This window comes from Marinobacter similis (genome assembly GCF_000830985.1).
GTDB classification, from domain to species: Bacteria; Pseudomonadota; Gammaproteobacteria; order Pseudomonadales; family Oleiphilaceae; genus Marinobacter; species Marinobacter similis.
In genome coordinates, this window is sequence record NZ_CP007151.1 from 3,629,831 (window position 1) to 3,655,549 (window position 25,719).

Genomic DNA, 25,719 nt, shown 5'->3' on the forward strand with positions numbered 1-25,719 from the left:
CCGTAGATGTGGGGTACTTCATGAAAGACCACCTAAACTTCAAAAAAATCACTCTTTCCGCCGGCTTGGCATCCTGCCTCTTAGCACCACACTCTGTCTTGGCCGCCGATGATTCAGCCACAGCCAGCGCAAATGTCATCGCACCGATTCAGATCACCAAAACAGCGGACCTTGTCTTTGGGGACTTTGCTCCGGGTGTTGGCGGCACGGTAACGGTCTCTACCAGCGGCGCGAGAACCGCCACCGGGCCAATTCTCTCAGCTTCGGGTGCTAGCTCCTCCGCGGCGCAATTCGATGTCGTAGGTGAAGCAAATGCTACCTACTCGATTTCCTACTCAGGCGATACGGCTCTTACAAATACGACCGGCGGCGGGGGCGAAACCATGCTTCTGACCAGACACTCTGATCTTACCGGTGCCGGTGCAATAGCGGGAGAAGTGACCTCCGGAACACTGGGCATAACCGGCACCCAGTCTATCTACCTGGGAGGTACCCTTGCGGTCTCGGGCACACAGGTGCCCGGCAGTTATCAGGGAACCGTGACAGTGACCGTGGAGTATAATTAGGATTCAGACAAATGATGCGCGGCTTTGAGCATACAGCTCTGATGAAATGAAACTGGTAAATGTCGCCTGTCTCTCGGACCTTGCGAGAGGGTGCCTTTTACGACTCCGGGAGACCCTTCTATCAAATGGAAGATTCTTATAAATCGAATCGCTGCTCTGATTATTTGGCAGTAATGATTCTCGGCGCGAGCCTGGCATTCGCGCCCTCTTTATTTGCATTAGATCTTACGGTTACCCGGACCCAGGATTTAGCATTTGGCAGTTTTGCTGCCGTCAACGGCGGAAGCATAACCATAGGCAACTTCGGCAGCCGGACATCCACTGGATCAATCTGGCTCAACCCATCTGCTGGCGGAACCTCTGCGTTGTTTAGTTTGGCAGGCGATCCTGACAGCACCTTTGCTGTAATGCTCCCGGCAAATGGTACCGTTTTTCTCACCGGACCCGGCTCCCCCATGCCAGTAAGCAACTTCACCAGCAACCCAGCCGGAGTCGATGGCCGGCTGGATATATTGGGTACCGGGGTGGTCAGAGTCGGCGCAACACTGGGCGTTAGCTCCGGGCAAATTCCGGGAGCTTATAGCGGTAATTTTTTTATTACCGTCAACTACAACTAGATTAGATGGATAATCACACGCACGGAGCTCGGGATCTCGATGACTGGTGTATTCCGCTCGTTGCTATTTTTTGTGTTCGGAGGGGTCCTCTGGGGACATTCCCTTGCCAGCGCTGATGTGCTTATTTACCCCACCCGCCTGGTGCTTGAAGAGGGCACGAGGGCCGCTAAACTCGAACTGGTCAATCGCAGCTCGGAAGCTGCAACCTTCCGGATTCACCTGGTTAACCGACGGATGAACCAGTTCGGTGAATTCAGTCCGGCAGAACCGCCTTTGCCCGACGAGCTATTTGCAACCGGCCTCATCCGGTATTCACCTCGTCAGGTAAGGATTGAGCCGGTGAAGCCCAGACCATCCGGTTAGCGGTTCGGAAACCCGCAAATCTCGCTCGGGGTGAGTATCGCTCGCACCTCCTGTTTGCCAGGCAACCAGAGGTGAATGCAGCATCGAGCGTTGAAAATATCCCGAACAGCAAAACTCAAGGGGTCGAAGTCCGGCTTCAAGCACTAGTTGGGGTGTCCGTCCCAATCATCGTCCGTCATGGCAAGTTAGACGCTGATGTTTCCTTATCCAATTTAACCCTCGAAGCTTCAGCACCCGACACCAGCTTCCTGCGCTTTGACATTTTACGAAGCGGCGAACAGTCGGTTTATGGCGACATCTCGGTCAGTCTTATTCGCGCCAATGAGGAGACGGTTGTTGCCCGCGCGCGGGGAGTTGCCGTCTATTATCCCAATGAACTCCGCATCGCCCGCTTCAGCCTCCCAGTTGAAAGCAAGGCACCACGACCTGGAGACCGTCTAACAGTTCGTTTTACCACGCCGATCAATCAAGGAGAAAAACTGCTTGCTGAAGCGTCCCTGGTAGTTCAATGACCTGGATACAAGGGAGTTGAATCGCCAATGGATAAACGAAAGGTCCGGATCTTCGTCCTGTTGGTGCCATTCCTTCTGTTACTTCATTCGTCTGTTCGGGCCCAGAGTGGGGCCGCTGCATCCAGAGAGTTCCTCTTACTGGAGGTTCAACTCGACGGCATCACCCTTTCTGAAGCAATACCCGCCTATGCCGATTCAAGCCATACCTTTCTGCCGCTGGGTTCGTTGGCCAATCTTTTGACCCTCGGAATAGACGTATCTCTAGACACAGGCACTGCAGAGGGATTTATCGTAACGCCCGAGGCCCTGTTTGGGCTTGATGTCCAACGGGGGCGGGTCAGCTACGGCCCAATCAGCGAAAACTTTGACCCAAGCCGGCTGGTCATCATAGATGAAGACGATATTTACATTGCCAGCTCGCTGCTGGAACGCTGGCTCCCCATTCAACTCGACGTAAATTATTCGCGCCTGCTTCTAACCGTTATTGCCAAGGTACGCCTTCCTCTGCAAGCCAAGCTGGAACGGCTTCGCAGGCAAGGCGAAAGCCCGGAAAACAAAACGGCACGGTTTCAAAGATTCCCCAAACTGAAACCGGAGTACCAGTTGGCGACTGTTCCTTTTATCGACCAAACATTATCAACACAGGCAACTCGCCAGGCCGATCAGCAAAGGATAGATAATCGGTATTCAGCTTTCCTCACCTCAGATCTCCTGTATATGGAATCCGCACTCCGCATCAACATCGAGGAGGAGGATGAACCGGATCTTCGGGCAACCCTGTCACGTTACGATCCTGAGGGTGAGCTCCTGGGGCCGCTTGAAGCAACGTCTGTAGTCCTTGGCAACTACGGCAGCTTCAGCAATGAGAACATCAATCGAGCTGAATCCGGGAACGGCGTCACTGTTAGCAACCGGCTATTGACCACATCCAGCAGTTACGACCAACAGACTCTCGAAGGCGATCTGCCACCGGGCTGGGACGTTGAGCTTTACTACAACGACGTTTTCGTGGGGTTACAAGAGGCGAACGAGGAGGGTCGTTATCGATTCGAAGATCTCCCTCTCAATTTCGGTAGGAATGATTTCCGATTGGTATTCAATGGCCCACTGGGTCAGACCCGTGTAGAAACCCAATCATTTGATTTGTCCGATTCGCTCGTCCCTCCGGGACAGTTCAAGTACCGATTTTCCGAACATCGGGATGAGCAGGGCAACCCACGCTCCACAATCAACACCGACTTCGGCCTGACACGGCAATTGACCGCATCAGCGGGTTATGTGCGAACCCCTTTGGGCAGCGAAGAGGAGGAATATGGCTACAGTGACATAAGGATGTTTGGCGCCGGCTGGAGTGGCAGTGTTGGCGCTGTGGATCAGCTGGGGCACGGCCATCTCACCCAAGCCAGCGTGCGAACCAGACTCGGGGGGACCTCCGTAAGAGTTGCCCATGCACTTCTCAATGATTTTGACAGTGAGATTTTCCCGGCAAACAATGACCCGGTAACCCACAGCACTACCCTGCGCATCAACGGCGCACTTCGCTTGCCCTCCAATTGGCTGCTGCCCTTCACCATCGACAGCGCCAACGAAACCCGAGAATCCGGCACCGTACTCAATACCCATGCTGCGCGAATATCTGCCTATGTATGGGGCTCGGTCCTGACGAACAGCTTGAACTGGCAAGAAACAATGGGACCCACTCAGGCCAACGGTTCATTCACCGCAAGTCGACGCATCGGTGCGTTGAATTTTCGCAGCCAGCTGGACTATTCCGTGCAGCCTGACTACGCACTCACCGCTTTCGGTATCAATGGCAGCCTTCCCATTAGACGAGGCTACCGGTTCAGTGCTGGAATTAATCATCAATTTGAATCGCCTAATACCCGTTACAGCCTGGGCCTCGCCAAAACGGCCGGCCGGTTTGGCTTGGCTTTTAACGGGAGTTACGACGATAACGACGATTATTTGGTAGGGGCACAGTTATTCGTGTCGATCGGACCCAGGCCCCATCGACGTTCCTGGCGTTCTGGGGCTCGCCCCGTCGCAGATACGGGTGCAACTTTGGTGCGTGTGTTCCATGACAGAAACAACAATGGCTTGCGTGACAACCAGGAGCCTGGCCTTCAAGATGTTGCGTATTGGCCAATGGTGCCAGACACCCCGGTCGATCAAGCGCCGAAGGCCTCGCGCTCATTGATCGACTACCGCCACGTCGCTATGCGGCAATAGAAATCGATAACAGCACTCTCTCTGATCCTCTCTGGCAACCGACTCAGCGGGTACCGGGTACTTCCACGCCCCGGCCGTACTATGGAGTTGGAACTGCCGGTAGTACTCACCAGTGAAATTGATGGCACAGTTTACCTTGTGGACGCTAAAGGCGGCCGCGGCATCGGAGATGTCCTTGTCGAACTGATAAACGATAAAAATACCGTCATCACAAGCACTAAATCCGGATGGGACGGTTTCTACATCCTCGATCAAATTCCGCCCGGAGACTACACCTTGAGGATCTCACCCCAACAACAGAACCGCCTGAACTTGAAAACAGGGCCTGGCCGTCGTATCAGCTTTGCTTCCGGAGGTAGCTTCATCAGTGGCCAGGACTTATTGATCGAGAGACGGTCTGATTGAACTGAGTGGCTTGGCAGGTTTTCGTTCAGGCAATAAAAAACCCCAGCTCCTCTGGCGCCGGGCGCTTTTCCATAGCTTGCTGAAACTGGGTGCTGGCGCGAATCAGTGATGTCAGTAGCGACATGGCGTTGTGTCCTCCCTCGGCTCACGGCGTGGTGTGCCGGAAAATCATCGTCTGAAGTGCTGTGAAGCACGTTTCGGGCCATGATTAAAGAAAATGGCGGGTACTACACGGGTCAGAACTGAAAGCGGACCAGGAAGCCAGCCTTGTCAGTGTCTGTTTCAGGCTGAATGTCGGAGACGAAGGCGTAGTCGAAATCTGACTGTCGATAAAATGCCGAAAACTCTACGTTGCGATTGAGGCGATAGGCGACACTCAGGATGTGGTTGCGTTCCACAGAATCGAACGCAGGGTGTGAAGGGTCAAAATTAGCGACCCGATCCCATACCAGGGTATCGATGCGGTCGAGTTCTTCGTAGGTATATGCAAGTTCCAATCGTGATCTGAATTCAAGCACGCCAGTGACGAACACTCCCCGTTTAACCAGGTCTCTGCTTTGGATTGGTGTTGAGCGGCCCTGTTCGCCCTTGGTGGTCAGGCCCAATGTGTATTGGCTGTACTGGGCGAGTAAGCGATAGCCGGTTATCAGCGATGATTGTGGTGAGTAGGTAAGGTTAAGGCCGGCCTGAGCGCGTTCGTCGTTATGTTTTCCGCTATATAAGCTTCCCACCGCAGAGCCGGTCTTGGTGTGGTGGTAGCCCCCGTAGACAGTCTGAGAGCTCTTTGCGCCTTTTCGTTTATAAGCCAGGGTCGCTTCGAATAGAGGGGAGTTGTTACCTTTAAGGTTTGGGTCAACCTGGCCGTTCATATAATGATTGTAAGAACTTCCGGGATCACCGCGGCCACCAAACACACCGAGCGAAGCCGTCCATCGATGTATCTGGGTTTCCAGGTTGACGCCGCTGACCAATTCTTTATCGATGTAATAGGCATGGGGTGCGTCGTGGCGATGGCGGTAGGGCGCTTCATCCAGTGACAGGCCGTAAGGATTAATCATTCGACCGATGTCTACTGACCAGTTTTCTCTTTGATAAAGTGCTGCTGCTTCGCGTACCGGATGTTCACCATAGTAGATCAGACTCGTTCCGATGTTTTTGTAGTAGTCACCGCAGGAGGCATTATCTCGTTCGAAGCATAGATCATCGGCCAGGGGGACCCATTCAATACGCGCCGACCAGGCAGAATCGGGCGCGTTATAGACCAGGCCAACCAGCACCTGGGTCATTTTCCAGACCTGGGTTTCACGGCCAGAGGTATTGTTCAGAGCCTCATCAGAAATGAAGCCGCCGGTCACCTCGCCGTAGATGTCGAACAGGTCAGGCTGCAGCGCGTGCGTGGTCGCACTAAGAGCCCAAATCAATGCAGTACCGGGGAAGAACTGGCGACCTGTCATCGTCTTCAAACCTCAGTAATGAGGAATGTAGGGCGGATGTCCGGACGCTAGGCACTTCACTGGCCCATTTATTTCTTTCCGGACCCGTCGATTGTAAAGTGTCGTGCAAGGAGTGAGCCACTGGACATAAATTCCTTACGGGCCAGAAGCTCTTGAGAGGTTCAAGTGGGGGGTGGATAGAAACTGTGACAGGCACTGTAAAAATAACTGACTAATGCAACTATTGAGTGCGATTTGATGCCAAGTGAGCCTATCTAGGTATTGTTTTAGGCCCCTGCAGTGCGAATGTAAGTACCACAGCAAGGCCCGCACACCCAGCAAGCCCGAGCAGGAGTTCGTAATTAAAGGCCTGGGCAATCATCCCGCCGAGCAAACCGAAGATGCCCGCAAAGATGACCTGAATGGAAGCCTGCACGGTAAAGTCCGTACCTGCCCACTGCTGCCGACAAAGATTCATCATCATCGCAAACAACACCACCGTGGATGCGCCATCGGCCAATTGCTCGGCGATTCCAACTCCGTATACCAAGGCAGTGCCGGTGCCCTTAACTGCGACCAGTGTCCAGGCGTTGATGGTCACGGCCTGGGCGATACCTGCCCAGATCAGGCTGCGTCGGCCACCCAGTCTGGTATACAGCCATCCGCCGATGGCCGCTCCCAACAGGCCAACCACTGTGGTGGCCAGAGTGAAGTTTCCAATGGCTTCGGATGTCCAGCCACCGTCAGTCAGCATCGGACGCACCATGCCTGAACCCATGGCATCACCAACTTTGTAGCAGGCCACAATGCCCAACCAGAACAGCATCCCAGGCTGGCGAATAAGACCAATAAAGCCTTCAATGATGCTCGGCTGGGGTTCATTTGCTGACTCAGAAGACCGATGGGGAGTGCGAAGAATGGGGGCCCGAAAAACCAGCACCAACAGCAGAATCAACAGACCTGCGGGCAGTAAGAGAGCGATCTGTGTGTCTACGTGGTTGGCCAGAATTAGCAAAAGAGCGCCGCCAGCCAACATGCCAACTTTGTAGCCGGCCACCTGCAATGTGTTGGCAAATCCTCGCCATTTAGCGGGAACATGACGAACCGCCAGACCATCGGTAATGATGTCCTGGGTCGCCATCAGCAGGTTGATCAACAAGATTCCAGCGACCGTCAAGGGCAGCCACGGCCCTTCAGAAGTCAGGCCGACTATTCCGAGCCCAATCAGGCACAAGGCGGCCGCTGATTGTAGCCCGAATACCCAGCGCACTGGAGCCACGTTCCACAGGCTGCGATCAATCACTGGCGCCCATAAGGCTTTCAGAATCCAGGGCAAAGCCAGCAGTTTCAGCGCGCCGATCCAGGCAAGGCCGATGCCAGCCTCTCGCCAAAAAACTGGCAAGGCGTGGGCAAACAGTCCGGACGGCAAGCCTTGGGCGAGGTAGAGCGCCAGAAGGGTCGCCAAGGTTGCCTTGGGAAATGCTGGCACCGCTGTCACTTGAGAGGTCATAGGCCCGGACTTGAGTCGAAATGGTCTGCGCTTTTTGCCACAAACTGCGCGGTTGAGCAAACAGCAAAAGGACAGGCCAAGTCGTTGTGATGTTTGCTATCTGTCAGGCAGTGACGGGGGAACGGTTGTCGGGACAGCGTCAGAGTATCGTAATCCCGAACCAGGAATAGGGCGATACAGGCGGCCAGCATCGGCCAGGTGGCAAAGAACAGGATGAAGATAAAGTGCTGCAGGGGCCTTTTATTAAGGTGGAACCCAGCCCCTGATGATCTTAACCCTCCATTAACCAGCCTCTAGATAGTCTATACCCCGTCGTTTACCGCAGACCCGACCGCGCCTGATTGGATTTTGTTTATGTGTCGCTTCACCTGCTCGAAAGTATTACTGATTGTTTTCCTCGGCCTGGCTGTTGTCGGCTGTAATTCGTTATCTACAAGCCCGGATTATCTCGCTCAGGCCGATTCCGACCGACAGAATGTCGTTTCCTGGTCGGAAATGGACGTTGGTTCGGAAACAACCTACCTGAATGAGTTGGTCAACAGCCGTGACCTGGACGCTCTGATTGCCGAAGCGCGCGCAGCCAATCCTGACCTTAAGCAAACACTGCTTTCGCTCGACATTCTCCGTGCCCAATACCGAGCGACGCAGGCGGATCAGCTCCCCGACGTCGAGGCTGGATTAGGCGCCAACAGAACGGAAGATCTCGATACCGCCTACACCGGAACCGTTAGCGTAAGTTGGGAGCTGGATCTGTGGTCAAAGATCTCTGACGAGGCATCGGCCGCAGCCGGTGACGTTGCTGAACAGCTAGCCCTCTACCAGGCTGCCCGGGACACGCTCGCGGCCGAGGTCATTCAGGGTTGGTTGAAGTTGGTTAATTTGAATCGATCCGTTGCCATTGAAACGCAACGTGTCGAACTGCTTGAAAAAAACGAACAGTGGATTCTCCAGCGCTATCGCTCCGGTCTGGGTGACCTTGAGGATCTCGACAGTGCCCAGAGCTCGGCTGCCAGCGCACGGGCTGCACTGATTGCCGTTCAGGAATCCCTGCAGCAACAGCAACGGGTGCTGAACCTGTTGCTCGGACGGAGTCATGGCAGCACTGTTATTGCCTCCAGCTACCCGCAAGTTCTTTTGCCCCTGGCCGACCTTGCCGACCAAACATTACAGCGTCGCCCAGACCTTAAAGCTGCCTATGTGGCCATAGAAGCGAACGACTTTCGAGCCTCACTTGCCTACAAAGAGATGCTGCCATCGATCAGCCTGGAAGCGGCACTTAGCGATACTGGAACATCGCCAAGTGAAGCTTTGTTGAGAAATCCGGTGTGGTCATTGCTCGGTCAACTAACAGCGCCTCTGTTCCGTGGCGGGGAGCTTCAAGCGAATGCCGAAGCTGCAGAACTGACTGCAGCCAAGAGCTATCAGGCCTACCGGGAAACGCTGCTGAAGGCAGTCCAGGAAGTTGAGGATGCGATTGGGCAGGAATCCAGCCTTGCCAAACAGCAACAGCAGATAGACAGCGCACTGCTGAGTGCCCGTCGCAACTATCAACAGTACCAACAGAAGTATCGGAATGGCCTGGTTTCTGTGCTGGACCTACTCGAAGTGCAACAGCAGACCTTTGATCTGGAATCGCAACTTAACGACTTAACTTACGACCGCCTGAGCAACCGAATCACACTCGGGCTCGCTCTTGGCTTGGGCATAAAGGAGACCGGTCAGTCATGATCCGACCATACGCAAAATGGCTTGTTTTGTTGGCCGCCATCGGCATGCTGATCAGTGTTTTCGTCTACAACGGCCAGAAACTAAGAGCCCAAGAAAACCGGCCTCTGCCCGCGAAGCAGGAAGCCAGCATTACACCGGATGTCGGTGTTATACAGGTCAAAACTGGGGCTCATGCTGTCAATGTTGAAGCCTTTGGTGCTGCCAAGTCTCGATATCAGATGACGCTCACGGCCCAGGTTTCCGGCCAGGTCTCTGAGCTTGCATCAGCATTTGAATCTGGACGTATCGTAAACAAAGGCGATCTTCTCGTGACGCTCGAAGACAGCGATTATCGAGCGGCGCTTGCCAGTGCAAGAAACGATCTGGCCACTGCGCAGGTAGATCTGCTTGAGGCCGAAAGAGAGGCGGATCAGGCAATAGCAGAGTGGCAAGGCTCCGGAATGACCGGCGAGCCGGATTCTCCGCTGGTGCTGCATGAACCTCACGTAGCACAAGCTCGAGCAGCGGTAGCTAACGCCGAGGCTGCCGTGGCCAGTGCCGAAAAAGACCTGGCACAAACCCGTATCATGGCACCCTTCGATGCTCTCATTGTCAGCCGCACCGTCTCAATGGGAAGTTACCTGCAGGCCGGAAACGATGTAGCCGAACTCTACAGCACAGACCGGGTTGAAATTTCGTTGCCTGTTTCACAGCTCGACTGGCAGAAGCTCCCCGATATCGGCACGTTGGACCGGGGCCAGTGGCCGGTAGCCCTGGTTTCGGTCGAAACCGGGCAGCAATGGCGGGGCTATATCCAGCGAACGGAACTTCACCTGGATGATACCAACCGGCAACAGTCAGTGATCGCTGCGGTAGACCGGCCACTGGAAAACGCCAATATGCTGGCGCCTGGGACTTTTCTCAGGGCGGAAATTGAGGGCCGAGAACTGAGCGATCTCTGGCGCTTACCTTCGTCATCACTCAGCCAGCGAGGGGAAATCTGGTACGTAAAAAATGGCATTCTGGCCAAGTTCTCCGCAGACCCGGTTGCCAGTGATGAGCAGGCCATCTATGTCCGTCCACCGGACTCGCTCTTCAATCAATCCGTCAACGTGCTGACCCATCCATTGAGCACCTATATACCAGGCATGGCCGTTAATCCGGTGGAGGCGTCCGATGACTGATCAGAGCTGGAACAAAGGCCTCATACCCTGGTTTGCCAATAATCCCGTGGCGGCCAATCTCCTGCTGATTTTGGTCATTGGCCTTGGTGTGCTCCAGGCCGGAGACCTCCGTAAAGAAGCGTTTCCGAGCACGGAACCGGACAGCCTAACGATTTCGGTGACCTACGACAGTGGCTCAGCGCAGCAGTCGGAAGAAGGGCTGGCCATCAAGATTGAAGAACAACTGGAAGATGTTAATGGCATTAATGACATCACCAGTACGTCGACTGCCAGCGGTTCAACAGTCACAGTTGAAAAGCAAAGCGATTACGACCTGGATGTATTGTTGCGAGACGTCAAAAATAAAGTGGATGCTATTTCCACGTTCCCGGCCGACGCCAAGAGCCCGGTCATTGAAAAAGCGGAACGTGAGGAGCACTCGCTCTGGTTGCAGCTCCATGGCGAAGCAGACCGCCACACCCTGCAACAACTGGCCGAAGCACTAAAATCTGACCTGCTTGCAAAGGCTGACATCAGCCGGGTCAGCAAATCCGGCTGGATTGATCCCATGATGTCGATAGAGATTGATGAGGGGCGTTTACAGGCCTACGGTTTGTCCCTGTCCGATGTCGAGGATGCGGTCAATCAGGGTTCGTCGAGCACGATGACGGCGGTGCTGAAAAACGAACAGGTCTATTTGCAGCTGAAAGCGTCTCAGCAGGCCTATCTCAAGGAAGAATTTGCGGCAATTCCTCTGATCACCAGCAGCGATGGGGTGGTCGTCGCCCTGGGTGATGTCGCTGTTATTAACGACACCTACGACGATGATATCGCTGTGTTGTCCCGCTTTGCCGGCGAAAACAGCGTTGCTCTGCAAGTGATCACCACCGGCCTGGACGACATCACCGAGACGGTGGAAGCCGCCAAACAGGTGGTCGAAGAATGGCATAACAACGGAAATCTGCCTCAGGGCGTAGAACTCACCAGCTGGTATGACCGCAGTAGCTCCATAAGTGAACGATTAGACCTGCTCATCTCTAATGCACTGACCGGCATAGTGATGGTGTTCGTTCTTCTGGCGCTGTTCCTGAACTTGACGGTGGCGTTCTGGGTATCCATGGGGCTGCCCTTTATCTTCTTCGGAACGCTCTACTTCATGGGCGACCGATTTGCCGGTCTTTCCCTCAACGAGTTCACCACCTTTGGTTTCATCATGGCCCTGGGGATTGTGGTGGATGATGCTGTGGTCGTGGGTGAAAGCGTTTACACCGTGCGGAAACAGGAGGGCGACACCCTTCGCAACACCATCCGGGGCACTCTGCGGGTGGCTGTGCCCACACTCTTTGGCGTGTTCACCACCGTGGTGGCCTTCTATTCCCTGTCGAATCTCAGCGGCAAGCTTGGGCAGATTTATGCCCAGTTCGCTGCTGTTGTCACCATTTGTCTGTTGTTGTCCATTGTGGAATCCAAGCTTATTCTTCCTGCCCACCTGGCGCACCTGAATACCCATCGCAGAGCCAGCCGAAACCCGTTCCTTGAAATATGGCGACGTATCCAGCAGGGAGCCGATTCCGGTCTGCAGTGGTTCAACGACCGGATCTATAAAGCGGTTATTGGCTGGGCACTCGCTTACCGGTATGCAGTGCTGGTTTTGTTCCTTGCTCTGTTTGCTCTGGTTATGGCCATGCCTTTCAACGGTACCGTTCGAACCAGTTTTTTTCCGAACATATCGGGTGAAACGGTCCGAGCGAACATTACCATGGAAACCGATGCCAGCTTTGGCCTGACTCATTCCGCTTTGCTTGCCCTGGAGCAAAAAGCGCATCTCGTGGATAAGCAGCTAATTGAACGTGCCAACGTCGATTCAGAGACGGGCATTGCCAACCTGCAGGTACTCTCCGAAAGCGACCAGGCTGGAACAGTCACGGTGGAGCTGGCGCCAGAATCCCCGTACGACATCAACGCTTTCTCCAATCAATGGAAGCGCATCGCCAGCTTGCCTGAGGGTGTACGAACCCTTAGCGTCGCCAGCCGGCGCGGAACGGTAGACGCACTTCGTATTGAATTGAAGGCCTCAGACGATGACGTGCTGACAGCAGCTGGTCGTGATATCAAGGAGCAGCTGGCAACGATTCCGGCAATCAGTGGTATCGAAGATAACATCGAAGCAAGTCAGCCTCGTCTGCTTCTGGAACTCAATGCACAGGGTAAGGCCCTGGGACTGAGCACCGATACCCTGTCCAAGCAAGTCCTTCAAGCCTTCAGTGGCAGGTAGTTCAGCGCTTTCAGCGCAGTAACGACGAAGTGGAGGTTAAAGTCCGCTACCCGGAAGACGCCCGGGAAAACCCTACGGACGTGCTGAGCGCCAATATTCGCAGCGACGACGGTACTGTGCTTCCTTTGTCCAGTGTTGCCACAGTGACCTACGGCTACTCCCGGGACACCATCACCCGCATTGACGGCAAGCGCGCTCTCTATCTCTCAGCCGATGTGGACAAGGAAATTCTGTCGGCTTCGGAACTGGTGGCTGGTCTTCAACAGGATCTGGTTCCGGAGCTGGAACGCCAATACCCCGGGCTCGACATCAGTTTTGCCGGTGAAGCAGAGCAGCAGGCAGAAACACAGAGCTCCATGGTGCATGTGTTCCTCATCGCCATGCTGGTCATCTATATGCTACTGGCCATTCCTCTGAAGTCCTATGTCCAGCCGATACTGATCATGACGGCTATCCCTTTCGGTATCGTCGGTGCCATCCTTGGCCATTGGATGAATGACCTGTCCATCAGTATTCTGTCTCTGAATGGGATTATTGCTCTAAGCGGCGTCGTGGTGAATGACAGTCTCTTGTTGGTATCCCGTTACAATGAGCTGAAACCCGATGCAGACCACCAGATTGAAGCGATCAGTAAAGCCAGCCGAAGTCGCCTGCGAGCGGTTCTGTTGACCTCATTTACGACGTTTGCGGGTCTTTACCCACTGCTGTCAGAAACATCGGCTCAGGCTCAGTTCCTGATACCTGCCGCTGTTGCATTGGGATACGGGATCATGTTCGCTACTTTGATTACCTTGATTCTGATCCCGGTTCTGGTGGCGATACAGCACGATGTCGTCGAGCGATTCACAGATATCCGCCACTGGTTTACCGTGAGACCAGATAAAAAAGAGGCAGATCCATGCTGAAATTGTTATTGGCAGAAGACGATCTGGACCTTGCTCAGACACTGGTGCAGTACCTGGAGCTGGAGGGGTTCATCTGTGACCATGTCAGCAATGGCATAGCCGGACTGAACCTAATTAAACAAAACAGCTACGACGTCCTTTTGCTGGATATCAACATGCCACGTCTGGACGGATTCGGACTTTGCCAATTAATACGGGAGCAGGGGAGCGATATTCCGGTCTTGATGCTGACAGCGCGTGGCCAGCTTGATGACAAGTTATTGGGGTTTAATGCTGGCGCCGATGACTATCTGATCAAACCCTTTGAGATGGAGGAGTTGCTGGCACGGGTGCGTGCGTTGTCGCACCGGCGAAGTGGTCAGGTCCGGAAACTCACTTGTGGTGAATTGCAGATGAACCTCAGTGAGAAAAGCTTGTTGCGAAACGGTCAGGCCCTGAAGTTGTCGCCTACCGGGTGGCGCTTGCTTGAATGCTTGATGCGGGCCTCACCTTCTCCAGTAACCCGTGAGGCGTTGATGGACGCCGTCTGGGGAGACGATCACCCTGACAGCAACAGCCTGAAAGTGCACATGTACAACCTTCGCAAGGCTGTCGACGGCCCTTTTTCCGAGCCGCTCCTGCACACCATCAGCGGAGTCGGCTTTGTCATCAGACCTCCCGGAACAGGCAAGACGAATGTTTAAAGTCGGGATTAGCCTCAGGGCGCTTCTTATAACGTCCTTTCTGGCATTGGGGCTCATTCTGGTCGTCGCCTACTCCATGGTTGCAAAGGAGCATTTCATTCGGGGGCTGGATGCTGCAATGGCAAGCAACATGGAAAAAACCGCCCGCACATTCGGCGAGGTAATAGGCGCTGGCCAGAGAGAGCAAGCCAGAGAGTTCAGCGGTTTTGACGTTGCGTTGCAATGGGAAAGTTTGCCGGCGTATACCCTTGAAGCTTTTCCCAATGGACCGAGCGAATCCGGTCAGTTACTGAAAAAAGAAGACAGCACTTGGTTGAGCCGCCCGAACTCGATCATCTTTGCGATGCGCTACGACACCGTAATCGGTCCGCTTTACCTGAGCCGGAAGCTCACGCCTCCAGAAGCATCGGAGGTGCTACCTCAAGCTGCACTGAAAAACCGATTGCTCACGCTGATCGTCAGCATTCTGGTGTTTGGATTTATTTCTATTGTTGGCTGGCTTCTATTACGGCATGTGTCCCGCCCCATGGCGGCACTGAGAGCCTGGACCCATTCCCTGGACAACGAGAAGCTATCGCACCCTGTGCCGGACTTTTCGTACCCAGAGCTCAACGAAATGGCGGAACTTATCCGAAACAGTCTTTCCACGGTTGAGCAGGCACTGGACCGCGAACGGCGGTTTCTCAGGCACGCGAGCCATGAGCTCCGGACACCTATCAGCACGATCCGCTCCAACATCGAGCTACAACGAAAGCTGGTTCAGAAAAGGGAAAAGTACGAGGACGAAAAGAGCATTGTGGATCGCATCGACCGCGCTAGCCTGACCATGAAGCACCTTACCGAAACGCTGCTCTGGCTGAATCATGAGCCGGATACGCCGCTTCAGCGCGAATCCGTTGATTTGCCAGGGCTGATAAGGGAACTTGCGGGTGAAATGTCGTATCTTCTGGCCGGAAAGCCTGTGACCACGGAAATAAGTACCTCTCCATTCAGCTGCTTTGTACCTTTGGTGCCAGCACGCATCATTTTGGGCAACCTGATTCGGAACGCCTATCAACATTGCTGGGAAGGCACCGTCGTTATCGAGCAACACAGGAACTGCATTACGATAAGCAACCCAGCGGAGCCAGAAGCGCAGAACGCGTCCTCGCAAACATCAGAAAACACGGGCTACGGGCTTGGACTGGAACTGACCACAACTCTTAGTCAGCGGATCGGATGGCATTACACATCCAGCCGCCACGACAACCTCCATCGCGTGACGGTTGAAATTGGTAGCAGCCTCGACAGCTAACAGTACTTCTGGCTTGACGTACTAATACTGGAAAGGCGTAGAAGCTTAGGTGGTACCCCCGGCAGGACTCGAACCTGCTACCTTCCCCTTAGGAGTTTAGGTCAGGGTTAGTGGTTATTAACCTCAGGATGTAGACCTGAAGCGACCTCAAGGGTGTTGACCCCCATTGTGAGCGATTGTGCAGAACGCAAATTATCGTACTAGAGGGAAGGTACTATGCACCTGCACCGGATGCCAAACGGCAAGTGGAGAGTTCAAGTAAGACGCAAGGTTGATGGCGAGTTTGTCCACAAGTCAAAGACCTTTGAGTTCAAAAGCGAGGCTGAAGCGTGGGGTCTTGACCAAGAGCGAATGCTCGACAGCGCGACCCTTCGGATGGACTCAGCGTTTGAGCTGTACTTTGACGAGGTGATGAAGCCCAAGGAGGCTACGCTTGAGACCCCAAACGCGAGGTCAACCTACAACAAGCGTATGGCCAACATGCGGAGCATCCAGAAGTCTGTGGGCACCGCGCCAGTCGAGGGTTTTGGGGCCGTTGAATTAAAGGACTACGTGGACAGACGCCTGAGTAAGGTCTCATCGGGAACTGTTCGCAAAGAGGTCTACATCATCTCCGGTATCTTTGAGTTCCTCATCAAGGACAAACTCATGACGACTCTGGTCAACCCTGCACGGCAGATACGGATGCCTGAGGATGCGCCAGGGCGAACTTCGATACATACCCCTGAGGACAGGACAGCTCTGACCAACGCCTTGTCTGGTGAGGCTCAGGCAGTCTACGAGTTGTTGCTGGAAACAGCCTGTCGTGTGTCTGAGGTGGTCTACCTCCGAGCTGAGTGGCTGGACTGGGAGAACATGGAAATTGACCTCCCTGCGACTGCTACCAAGAGCCGTGAAGGCCGTAGTGTACCCATGAGCAGCAAGGCCTCTGACATCCTCTCCAAGTGGGCGAAGGGTAAGACCGCTGGCAGACTATTCAGTCAGCATCCCGATAGCATCAGGAACACCTACAACAGGGTCAGGAAGCAGTTAGGGCTGGAACACCTCAGACTCCATGACTGTCGGCATACCAAGATCACAGATATGGTCAGCAAAGCAACTAACCTGTTTGAAGTCAGGGAAGTTTCTGGTCATGCCTCCCTCCAGATGCTGGAACGCTATACCCACCTGAAGAAGAAGAAACTCCATCACCTTATGGACTGACTATCACCAAACTTGAGGTAGGCCTTCGGGCCTATCTTTTTTTTGTTGACTTTAGTCCTGACCTCGATACTATTGCGCTCTCGCATTGACCCAGATTCTTTTTGTCGTACCTAAGGATTACCCCTTGCCCGACTTAATTCAGATTCTTTTTGTCGGCCCTAAGGGGAGACCCAAAGATCAATAACCTTTAGTTAATAACCCTAAGTTCAATTACTACAAGCTCTATTACTACTAGTTCCTATTACTACTAGTCATAACTTCAGGAGATAACCATGAGTCATAACGCTAAGACTGAACTCGAAGTAGAACTCCGTACAGCACCGGAACTCTACCACCTGCAGATGCAACTGGAAGAGCGTAGCTTTGAGTTGGGTAAAGACCGTTACCTCAAGAACCTTGAGAAGGCCCAGAGCCGTGGCCAGGAGTCAGACACCACGTATGGCTCTCGGTATGTATCCATGCGTATGGGAGCAGTAGCAGAGGCACTAGAAGCGTTGAGCGTCATGCAGGCTGAGAAGCAGTCCCGTGGTCGTCCATCCGTTGAAGCCCAAGCTGCTGAGATTGTGTCTCTGGTTGGTTACCGTGAGGCTGCTTACCTGACCCTCCAACAGCTCATGTCGTGCATCAGCACTGCCAGCCCCTACACCAGTGTTGCGGTCAACGTGGGCAAGGCCGTTGAGGAAGAACTGTTCCTGAAGAAACTCAAGGAGGAGGACAAGTCTCTGGTGCAGCGCCTGGAGGTCATGATGGCCAAGAAGAACGCTGTTCGCCACAAACTGGACTCCATGGTAAGGGTCTCCCGACTGGCCGGTGTAGAGCGTGAGACATGGCCTGAAGAGAAGAAGATGAAAGTGGGTCGCTACCTGATTGACGTTGTACGGTCAGCCCTCCCATCGTTCATCGCGGTTGAAGACCATGCCAAGCAGGGCAAGGGTGGGGCTAAGACGGTCAAGTACATCATGGCCACTGAGACCACCTTGGAGTGGATTGCCGAGAACGTCGAGTTCATGTCCCAGGTCAAACCTGTGCGTGAGCCTATGGTCGTTCCTCCGGTGCCCTGGACTCCAGGCATGTCCCATGGTGGTGGCTACCTCAGCGCCTACAGTCCGCCTGTTCGTCTCGTAAAGACCCGAGATCGGAACTACTTGGAGGAGTTGAAGTCAGCTCACATGCCGGAAGTTCTGGCAGCAGTCAATGCAGCCCAAGACACAGCTTGGCGCATTCGCCCCCACGTTGTTGAACTCCACGACCAGCTCAAGGCTATCGGACGGACAGTTGAGAAGGCCAAGATGCCTGCCATCACTGACGTTGTGGTGCCTGACCAGCCGTCCTGGGGTAAGGAACACGCAGAGCTTCGTCGTGCCATCCGTGAGTACGAGAAGAACCCTAAGCGTGGCCACAAGCCAACACTGCCAGCAGACTTTGAGCAACGCGAGTACGAGTGGAACCGCTACCGCAAGGAAGCAGCCCGTGCCTTCGACGCCAACATCAACCGCCGTGGTCAGCGTGTGACCTATCACATGGTCATGAACACAGCTCACAAGTTCATGGAGTTTGACCGTGTGTACTTCCCGCACCAGTTGGACTTCCGTGGTCGCCTGTACGCTGTGCCTCAGCTCAGCCCTCAGACTGCCGATTGGATTAAGGGTCTACTGGAATTTGCCGAGGGCAAGAAGGTAGGCACCCGTGGTATCCGCTGGGTCAAGATTCACATTGCCAACCTGTTTGGCGTGGACAAGGTGTCATTCGATGACCGCATCAAGTGGGTTGACGACAACACTAATGCCCTAATTGCGTGTGCAATAGACCCGATATCGGATCGACTTTGGGAAGACGCTGACAAGCCATTCCAGCATACGCCGCCTGTTGTGAACTGAAGGGCATCATGGAGCAGGGCGCTGAGTACGTGTCCACATGCCTATCGACCTCGACGGTTCATGCTCAGGGCTTCAGAACCTGGGGATGGCTCTGCGTTGCGAGATTACCGGTGAAGCCGTGAACCTTGTACCTGCAGCCAAGCCAGCGGACATCTACACCAAGGTCATGAACAAGGTCGTGGCTCACATGGAGTCAGTGGTCGGTGAGTGTACCTCCGAGGATGAAGCCAAGGTCAAAGCTCTGGCCGTAGCCAAGGCGTACTACCTGAAGGAGGTCAAGGGTGCCAGCGGTCAGAAGTGGCCAGCCATCCTGAACCGTATTGCCGGTGACGTTGTGTCCAAGGACAAGGGTGAACGTGAGGTTCTGCGCGAGTACAAGCAGGTCGTCGCCATGTACACTGGATGAAACTTGGCATCAACCGCAAGCACTGCAAGCGTTCGGTTATGACCTTCCCGTATGGCTCCAAGGAGTTTGGTTTCCGTGAGCAGGTTCTGGAAGACACCATCAACCCGCTGAAGAAGCACTGTGACCAGTTGCTGGACTCCAGGGCCATTGACGACCGTGGCTACCGTGAGCTGTTCCCGTTCCATAACGATGGGTTCGATGCTGCCGGTATCATGGCCAAGCTGCTCTACAAGTACGTCCGTGAGACCGTACTGAAGGCTGCTGAGGCAATGGAGTGGATGCAGGGTATCGCCCGTCTGGTGGCCTCTCAGGGCCGTCCTGTGCGCTGGACAACACCACTGGGCTTTCCTGTGTGCCAGAACTACCGCAAGTACAACATGAGGACTGTGAAGACCCGCATCTTCGGGAAGGCGCTAGACCTGACCATCCGTGAAGAAATGGAAGAAATGGACATCATGCGAGCTGGTAATGCCATCAGCCCGAACGTGACCCACAGCCTGGACTCAAGTCACTTGCTGAAACTGGTCGCTCAATCGGTCGTAGAAGGCCTGGACTCATTCGCGCTGATTCACGACTCCTTTGGCACACATGCGGCAGACACTGACGTATTCTTCAGGGTCATCCGTGAGGCGTTCATGCGTCTGTACGAGGAAGCTGTACTTGAGAACCTCCGTGAGGAGTTCATGGCTCAACTGCCACCTGACATCCGTGGGGAAGTTGCGCCTGTTCCTCTCTCAGGTAGTCTCGACATCAGTTCTATCCTGAACTCGCTCTATGCTTTTGCATAAGTAGTCCTGACATCGCGTCCAATCCGAGAAAGCTCCCAACTGGGGGCTTTTTCTTTTTGTCGGCCCTAAGGATTAACCATCACCAACAACTCACCGAGGAGAACAACATGCACTTCATATCCCAACGCAACATCCTGAAAGAAATCAACCTGCAGATAAAAGAAGCCAAGCGTTTTGGTCACAAGGTCACCAAGATTCTGGCTCAAGACTACGAGCTGGAAGAGCTGGCCCTTGTTGCTAAGCGTTCCTTCAATGGTCTCAAGCAGAAAGACCGCAACATCCTGTCCTTCACCTATAAGGGCGTGACTATCACCCGCGACGACCGTCCTGCCTCAGCACAAGAAGACCCTCACTTCCACTGAGTTTTTCTTTTTGTCGGCCCTAAGGATTAACCATCAATTTTCACCGAGGAGGTGACCATGTACCAACACAGCCAGTTCAGCGATCAGAAGCCCGTCCGTCCAATCTGGATGGTGGTCAACAGTGAAGTAATGCGTGGCCTCCCAGGCAACAGAGACAAACTGCAATACGCCCCTAAAGCAGTCCACTACGCCAAGGACACCGCAGAAACGGAAGCCATGCGTCTGGCCAAAGAGAACCCAGGCTCAGTCTTTTACATTCTGGAATCATCCGAGGCTGTGACCTGTGGCGTCTTCAAGACCAGCTTCAAGGACATGCCAGTGAAGCCACAACCGAGGCCTAACCCAAGGTTCTGACCTTTTTGTCGGCCCTAAGGATTAACCAACAAACCAAGCCCTGAGATTAGCGTCTCGGGGCTTTTTTTCTTTCTGTTCCGAGGAGGAGCGCCCCATGAATCAACTTACCAACCTGTTTGCTGACAACGTAATGAAAGACCCGATGCTCGTTCGTGCCATGGCTCGTTTCGAGAAGTTCTGTGAAGTGTTCGATTCAACAGCTTATGGCTGGAAGACCAAGCCTGGGCGTCACCCCCAAGAATCCCGCTCCAAGTACGACGGTCGTGGCCGTCTCAAAGCCAAGAACTGAGGAGATGACCATGACTATTAAACAAGCCCCTGCAATCCTGCTGCACCTGCTTCACCCCGAATGGACTGACATTGCCGAGAAGATCGAAGAAGCCAAGGGTGGCGGTAACGTCTTCCTGGCCGGTGGTGCCCTGCGTGACATGCTGAACGAAGTTGAGGTCAAAGACCTGGACTTCTGGCTGTACGTTGACCCTGAGAAACGCAATGAGGTCACCCAGAAGCTAATCGCTGTCTTCGGTGAGCCTGACCTTGAGATGAGCACTGGCTCGACTCTGGGTAACGAGCGTCACATCGACTACATCCTGCAGTTCCCGACCGACAGTCTGCCCATCCAAGTCATCTTCCTGGCCACAGACCTGAGTCTGGAAGAGCTACTGGCTGACTTCGACTTCGGTATCTGCCAGATCGGCTGTGATGGCAAGGACATCGTTGCAACACAGGCATTCGCTGACGACTGCATCAACAAGACCCTGACCTACATGCGCCACGGTGAGACCGAAGGCCGTGTGTCTGGACGTCTGGCCCGACTGCAGGAGAAGTACCCAGAGCACAAAGCTGTGGGCATTCCTGACTACACCATTCACTGATCGGAGGTGACTATGACTGAAGTATCCAATGGCTTCGTGCAGCGAGTTGAGCACGACAACGACGACCTGACCGCTGTAAACGCAGCACGGGTTTCATTCGCCAAGACCAGCACTGAGCTGGATGAACGCGACATCAAACTCCTCAAGTACCTCGCCAACCATGACCACTGGACACCCTTCAGTCATATCCGCATTGGTATGAAGCTGGACTACGGCATGGTTCTGACCGCTCAGCTCTTCAATGAGCTTGGGCCTCTGGGTCTTGCCGGTGCTCAATGGCATATCAATGGGGCAGGGGGTCTGAACCTTCGGATGAGCCTCTATGGCTGGCTGAAGATGCTGCACTGTCCGGTACTCCACATGCAGGAACGCATTGCCATCCTGAATGAGCTGATGGTCTATGCCCCAGCCTCTGTTGAGGTCTTCACTGGAATGCTCCTGCCGGAACACTCAGACAGCGTTCTGGTGACACCCCTGGACTCCGAGCTGGACTTTGACCCTCGGTTCCATGACGTCACGTTCAACTTAAAGATGCCCATTGCCATTGCCCGCCAGTGGTTCAAGCATCAGGTTGGCCTGACCCGTAACGAGGTGTCCAGGCGCTACGTCAGCGATAAGCCTGAGTTCTTCAAGATTGATGAATGGCGTGGTGCTCCGACCAATGGTGCCAAGCAGGGTTCCTCTGGGGTCATCGACCGTGAGCGTCTGTTCATGGGTGACTTTGAGGATGTGCCTGAGGCTTGGTCTGAAAGCGATGTCTACCAGTTCAGCGACAACCTTTACCACTGGCTGCTACTGGTGGGTGTCTGCCCTGAGCAAGCCCGTCTGGCACTGCCTCAGGCCATGCTGACAGAGTTCTGGGAGACCGGCTCTCTGGCTGACTACGCCCGTATCGTTAAGCTCCGTCTTGACCCACACGCTCAGAAAGAAGTCAGGGATTACGCCCAGGCTGTCGATGAGATTTTAACCAATAGTCCTGACCTCGCGTCTATCTGGCAGATTGCCAAGGAGAAAGCATGACCTTTGATGAAGCCCTGGCTCATGTCCAGAAGTGCAGTACCTGGGAAACCACCAAGCTATGCCTCAGTCCCGCTACGTGACCATCAAGGCCACCTGCTACTGCATGGGCATCCGGTACAACCGCGAAATCATCCTCTGGGTTGGTGTGGGCGACTACCGACCTGAAGTGATTCCAGCCCTTATCTACGCCGAGCAACGGCAGCTTGCCCACGCCATAGCGCGCAACGAGGAGATGCTCAATGCCTAAACCAGAAATCCTTTACCAGCAGACCATGAAGCAGGTTGTAGCCCGTGGCTTGGGCCTCTTCCTTCTGGTGGTTTCACCCATCGCCATTGTCGCTGAGTTCATCGCTCGGTACTCAAACGGTCAGCTTGACCTCGGTGAGTTCGTGACTGATGTGAGCGAACTGTTTGACGACTGCATAAACCTCATTGTGAAAGGAGCCGCCTGATATGTACATGAACGACTACCAAGAGAAGACCAGCGAAACCGCCATTTACCCCAAGGATAAAGCCCTGGAATACCTGGCTCTGGGCCTTGTGTCCGAAGCTGGCGAAGTGGCCGGTAAGGTCAAGAAGTTCCTGCGTGGTGACTACGAGGTTCTGCCCCGTGAAGACCTTGAGAAAGAGATGGGTGATGTCCTCTGGTATCTGGCCCAACTGCACGAAGTCATGGGTCTGGCCATGGGCGACAGCGCCTACTTCAACCTGAAGAAGCTCAATGCGCGGAAACAGGCAGGCACTCTCCAGGGGAACGGAGACGACCGGTGAGTGACTTCAGCAAGGGCTGCAGGAGAAACATGGGGCACGGCTTAACGTGTACCTCAGACTACCTCTGTGGCTCCTGCGAGACCCTCCACACGCTTCACACCGAAAACAAAATGCTCAAGGAGTTCCTTGCGGAGTTCCTTGCGACCATCGAACAACAAGATAAGGAGACAGCACCCAAACATGAAGCTGTTTACAACCCCCACCTGCGCCCCATGTAAAGCCTTAAAGCTGGCTCTGACCGCTGATGACCTCATGGGTGACATCGAGCTGGTTGACGACATCGACCAGTTCCCGCCTGAAGTTCGTGGTGTACCTACTCGAAACACCTGAAGCTACATCTCTGGGATGCAATACATCCTGTCCCACCTGCGCCACAAGAAGGAGCTGGAAGCATGACCCAAAGCGTTCGCTCCCAAATTGTTGCCCGTAGAACCTATAACCGACCGTTGAATGCCGAAGGCTCTATCTTTGAGACCTGGGCTGAGACGGTCAACCGCGTGATTACTCACCAGCGTTGGCTCTGGGAACGTGCTCAAGGTAAGAAACTGAGCTATGACCAGATGCTGGAGCTGGATGAGCTTCGTGTCCTAATGCTTGAACGGAAAGTCTCGGTCTCAGGACGGACTCTATGGCTGGGTGGAACCGATGTCGCTAAGACCCGTGAAGCCTCTCAGTTCAACTGTTCGTTCCTGCGTGTTGAGACGATCTATGACGTAGTGGATAGCCTCTGGCTGCTACTGCAAGGCTGTGGCGTAGGCTTCAGCCCCGTGATCGGAACCCTAACTGGGTTCATGCAGCGCATTCCCGAAATCGAAACCGTTCGGTCTACTCGGACAGGCAAGGGCGGGAATGAGCACAATGTCGAGACCTTCAGTGATGGGGTCTGGACAATTCAAGTTGGCGATAGCGCCAAAGCCTGGGCTAAGTCCATCGGCAAACTCCTGGCTGGTAAGTATCCGGCCAAGAAGCTGGTGCTGGACTTCTCTCAGATTCGACCTGCCGGTGAACGCCTCGCTGGCTACGGATGGATTTCCTCCGGTGATGAGCAGATTGCTAACGCCTACGAGAAGATCGCTCACATCCTGAACCGCAAGGCTGGCTGTCTGCTGACACGCATGGACATCCTTGACCTTGAGAACCACCTGGGAACCGTGCTGAGTTCACGCCGTAGTGCTGAAATCGCCATATTCCCCGTGGATGAGGAAGAGTGGGAAGAGTTCGCTGTAGCCAAGAAAGACTACTGGCTGCACGACAACGCTCACCGTACTCAGTCCAACAACTCCCTGCTATTCAAGAAGAAGCCCCTCAAGCGTGAGCTGGAGCGTATCTTCGCCATGATGCAGGAAGCCGGTGGCTCTGAGCCTGGGTTCATCAACGCTGAGGCAGCTCGTCGTCGTGCCCCTTGGTTCTGGGGTTGCAACCCTTGCGTGGAAATCCTGCTGGGCAACAAGTCCTTCTGTAACTTGACCGAGGTCGATGTTGCGAAGTTCAAGAATGACCCTGCTGGCTTGCTCCGTGCTCTGTACATTGCTGCCCGTGCCAACTACCGGCAGACCTGTGTTGACCTGCGAGATGGCATCCTCCAAGAGTCATGGCACCTGAACAACTATCACCTGCGACTGTGCGGTGTTGGTCTGACAGGCATCGCCAGACGTCCTGACCTGGGTGCTTGGGAATACACAGACATGCAGCGTGTGGCCACCTCTGCGGCCTACTCAATGGCTGATGAGCTGGGTACTCCACGCCCGAAGAACGTCACTTGTGTGAAGCCCTCAGGCACTCTGAGCAAGGTTATGGATACCACTGAAGGTGTTCACAAGCCGCTCGGACGCTACATCTTCAACAACGTGGCTTTCTCCAAGCATGACCCGTTGGTTCAAATCCTCGACCGTGCGAATTACCGCGTGTTCGATCACCCGACCGACCCGTCTGCAGTCCTGGCGACACTTCCTGTGTCATGGGATGACGTACCGTTCGAGACCGTCGATGGTACTGAAGTGAATCTGGAGTCTGCTGTGAGCCAACTGGAGCGGTACAAGCTGCTGCAACAGAACTGGACGCAACAGAATACCAGCGTGACGATCAGCTACGACCCCACAGAAGTTCCGGCCATTATCAAGTGGCTGCTGGACAACTGGGACGTCTACGTTGGCGTCTCTTTCCTTTATCGGACAGACCCTACCAAGACCGCTGCAGACCTGGGCTACCAGTACCTGCCACAAGAAGTGGTCACCAAGGAGGTCTATGACAAATACACCAGCAAGCTCCAACCCATCGTCCTCGACCAAGAGTCCAACTCGTTTGACGAACTCCTCGATGACGAGTGCGCTTCAGGCGTATGTCCTGTCCGATAGCCTACCACCGGTAAATCTCTGGGTGGTGGTTCCGGCATACCAATGGT

Annotated in this window: 26 protein-coding genes and 1 pseudogene; 25 read left to right on the forward strand and 2 right to left on the reverse strand. The window is 54.3% G+C overall.

Features of this window, described 5'->3' with window-relative positions; translation table 11 throughout:
• Nucleotides 1-20 precede the first annotated feature (20 nt).
• The 6 genes from AU14_RS16740 to AU14_RS16760 all read left to right on the forward strand — a co-directional run bounded on the left by AU14_RS16740 (nucleotide 21) and on the right by AU14_RS16760 (nucleotide 4,692).
• Complete coding sequence (locus AU14_RS16740; protein ID WP_158498331.1) at nucleotides 21-566, forward strand: DUF4402 domain-containing protein; 546 nt, start codon at nucleotides 21-23, stop codon at nucleotides 564-566.
• Nucleotides 567-691: 125 nt separating this feature from the next.
• Nucleotides 692-1,183 (forward strand): DUF4402 domain-containing protein, encoded by a 492-nt coding sequence (locus AU14_RS16745; protein ID WP_158498332.1) that lies wholly within the window; start codon nucleotides 692-694, stop codon nucleotides 1,181-1,183.
• 39 nt (nucleotides 1,184-1,222) lie between these two features.
• Complete coding sequence (locus AU14_RS18790; RefSeq protein ID WP_052472097.1) at nucleotides 1,223-1,546, forward strand: fimbrial biogenesis chaperone; 324 nt, start codon at nucleotides 1,223-1,225, stop codon at nucleotides 1,544-1,546.
• Nucleotides 1,547-1,617: 71 nt separating this feature from the next.
• Complete coding sequence (locus tag AU14_RS18795) at nucleotides 1,618-2,058, forward strand: hypothetical protein (RefSeq protein WP_052472098.1); 441 nt, start codon at nucleotides 1,618-1,620, stop codon at nucleotides 2,056-2,058.
• Between the two features lie 27 nt (nucleotides 2,059-2,085).
• The gene (locus AU14_RS16755; RefSeq protein WP_041342745.1) at nucleotides 2,086-4,287 is read left to right on the forward strand and encodes a hypothetical protein; all 2,202 of its coding nucleotides are present in this window, start codon (nucleotides 2,086-2,088) and stop codon (nucleotides 4,285-4,287) included.
• Between the two features lie 81 nt (nucleotides 4,288-4,368).
• Nucleotides 4,369-4,692 (forward strand): carboxypeptidase-like regulatory domain-containing protein, encoded by a 324-nt coding sequence (locus AU14_RS16760; protein ID WP_041342748.1) that lies wholly within the window; start codon nucleotides 4,369-4,371, stop codon nucleotides 4,690-4,692.
• A gap of 236 nt (nucleotides 4,693-4,928) precedes the next feature.
• Here the strand turns inward: AU14_RS16760 and AU14_RS16765 are convergent, their stop codons facing one another.
• Together AU14_RS16765 and AU14_RS16770 are read right to left on the reverse strand one after the other, a co-directional pair.
• A complete protein-coding gene (locus AU14_RS16765; protein ID WP_041342751.1) occupies nucleotides 4,929-6,146 on the reverse strand; it encodes a hypothetical protein in 1,218 nt (405 codons plus the stop codon).
• Between the two features lie 250 nt (nucleotides 6,147-6,396).
• Nucleotides 6,397-7,635: an MFS transporter gene (locus AU14_RS16770; protein WP_052472099.1), complete on the reverse strand. Its 1,239-nt coding sequence runs from the start codon at nucleotides 7,633-7,635 to the stop codon at nucleotides 6,397-6,399.
• A 354-nt stretch (nucleotides 7,636-7,989) separates the two neighbouring features.
• Between AU14_RS16770 and AU14_RS16775 the strand changes: the two genes are divergently transcribed.
• From AU14_RS16775 to nrdJ, 19 genes and pseudogenes are all read left to right on the forward strand, one after another.
• On the forward strand, nucleotides 7,990-9,363 hold the full coding sequence (locus tag AU14_RS16775) for a TolC family protein (RefSeq protein ID WP_041342754.1): 1,374 nt from the start codon (nucleotides 7,990-7,992) through the stop codon (nucleotides 9,361-9,363).
• Nucleotides 9,360-10,526 (forward strand): efflux RND transporter periplasmic adaptor subunit, encoded by a 1,167-nt coding sequence (locus tag AU14_RS16780; protein ID WP_041342757.1) that lies wholly within the window; start codon nucleotides 9,360-9,362, stop codon nucleotides 10,524-10,526. Before AU14_RS16775 ends, AU14_RS16780 begins: the two co-directional genes overlap by 4 nt.
• Nucleotides 10,519-13,685, forward strand: a pseudogene (locus AU14_RS16785) (efflux RND transporter permease subunit). The gene AU14_RS16780 and the pseudogene AU14_RS16785 overlap by 8 nt, the downstream one beginning before the upstream one ends.
• Nucleotides 13,679-14,368, forward strand: coding sequence for a response regulator transcription factor (locus tag AU14_RS16790; protein WP_041342760.1), 690 nt, complete (start codon nucleotides 13,679-13,681; stop codon nucleotides 14,366-14,368). The pseudogene AU14_RS16785 and the gene AU14_RS16790 overlap by 7 nt, the downstream one beginning before the upstream one ends.
• Entirely contained in the window at nucleotides 14,361-15,662 is a 1,302-nt protein-coding gene (locus AU14_RS16795) for a sensor histidine kinase (protein ID WP_041342762.1), read from the forward strand. The genes AU14_RS16790 and AU14_RS16795 overlap by 8 nt, the downstream gene beginning before the upstream one ends.
• A 216-nt stretch (nucleotides 15,663-15,878) precedes the next feature.
• On the forward strand, nucleotides 15,879-16,865 hold the full coding sequence (locus AU14_RS16800; RefSeq protein ID WP_041342764.1) for a tyrosine-type recombinase/integrase: 987 nt from the start codon (nucleotides 15,879-15,881) through the stop codon (nucleotides 16,863-16,865).
• 272 nt (nucleotides 16,866-17,137) lie between these two features.
• Entirely contained in the window at nucleotides 17,138-18,742 is a 1,605-nt protein-coding gene (locus AU14_RS16805) for a DNA-directed RNA polymerase (RefSeq protein ID WP_041342767.1), read from the forward strand.
• A gap of 37 nt (nucleotides 18,743-18,779) precedes the next feature.
• Entirely contained in the window at nucleotides 18,780-19,148 is a 369-nt protein-coding gene (locus AU14_RS23040; protein ID WP_041342770.1) for a DNA-directed RNA polymerase, read from the forward strand.
• Complete coding sequence (locus tag AU14_RS16815) at nucleotides 19,145-19,936, forward strand: DNA-directed RNA polymerase (RefSeq protein ID WP_041342773.1); 792 nt, start codon at nucleotides 19,145-19,147, stop codon at nucleotides 19,934-19,936. Before AU14_RS23040 ends, AU14_RS16815 begins: the two co-directional genes overlap by 4 nt.
• Nucleotides 19,937-20,043: 107 nt before the next feature.
• Nucleotides 20,044-20,298: a hypothetical protein gene (locus tag AU14_RS16820; protein ID WP_041342776.1), complete on the forward strand. Its 255-nt coding sequence runs from the start codon at nucleotides 20,044-20,046 to the stop codon at nucleotides 20,296-20,298.
• Between the two features lie 57 nt (nucleotides 20,299-20,355).
• Nucleotides 20,356-20,652, forward strand: a complete 297-nt coding sequence (locus AU14_RS16825) for a hypothetical protein (protein WP_041342779.1) — start codon at nucleotides 20,356-20,358, stop codon at nucleotides 20,650-20,652.
• A 94-nt stretch (nucleotides 20,653-20,746) separates the two neighbouring features.
• On the forward strand, nucleotides 20,747-20,941 hold the full coding sequence (locus AU14_RS16830; RefSeq protein WP_041342782.1) for a hypothetical protein: 195 nt from the start codon (nucleotides 20,747-20,749) through the stop codon (nucleotides 20,939-20,941).
• A gap of 10 nt (nucleotides 20,942-20,951) precedes the next feature.
• Nucleotides 20,952-21,527 (forward strand): nucleotidyltransferase family protein, encoded by a 576-nt coding sequence (locus AU14_RS16835; protein WP_148312773.1) that lies wholly within the window; start codon nucleotides 20,952-20,954, stop codon nucleotides 21,525-21,527.
• 12 nt (nucleotides 21,528-21,539) lie between these two features.
• Entirely contained in the window at nucleotides 21,540-22,547 is a 1,008-nt protein-coding gene (locus tag AU14_RS18800; protein ID WP_052472100.1) for an FAD-dependent thymidylate synthase, read from the forward strand.
• A gap of 58 nt (nucleotides 22,548-22,605) precedes the next feature.
• Nucleotides 22,606-22,794: a hypothetical protein gene (locus tag AU14_RS16845; RefSeq protein ID WP_041342788.1), complete on the forward strand. Its 189-nt coding sequence runs from the start codon at nucleotides 22,606-22,608 to the stop codon at nucleotides 22,792-22,794.
• Nucleotides 22,787-22,999 (forward strand): hypothetical protein, encoded by a 213-nt coding sequence (locus tag AU14_RS16850; protein ID WP_041342791.1) that lies wholly within the window; start codon nucleotides 22,787-22,789, stop codon nucleotides 22,997-22,999. Before AU14_RS16845 ends, AU14_RS16850 begins: the two co-directional genes overlap by 8 nt.
• A 7-nt stretch (nucleotides 23,000-23,006) precedes the next feature.
• Nucleotides 23,007-23,318 carry a nucleoside triphosphate pyrophosphohydrolase family protein gene (locus tag AU14_RS16855; RefSeq protein WP_201773490.1) on the forward strand — a complete coding sequence of 104 codons (312 nt, stop codon included), beginning with the start codon at nucleotides 23,007-23,009 and terminating at the stop codon, nucleotides 23,316-23,318.
• A gap of 180 nt (nucleotides 23,319-23,498) precedes the next feature.
• Complete coding sequence (locus tag AU14_RS19535; RefSeq protein WP_158498333.1) at nucleotides 23,499-23,648, forward strand: YbbN family protein; 150 nt, start codon at nucleotides 23,499-23,501, stop codon at nucleotides 23,646-23,648.
• A 62-nt stretch (nucleotides 23,649-23,710) separates the two neighbouring features.
• The gene (gene nrdJ / locus AU14_RS16865; protein WP_041342802.1) at nucleotides 23,711-25,672 is read left to right on the forward strand and encodes a ribonucleoside-triphosphate reductase, adenosylcobalamin-dependent; all 1,962 of its coding nucleotides are present in this window, start codon (nucleotides 23,711-23,713) and stop codon (nucleotides 25,670-25,672) included.
• The last annotated feature ends 47 nt before the right edge of the window (nucleotides 25,673-25,719 follow it).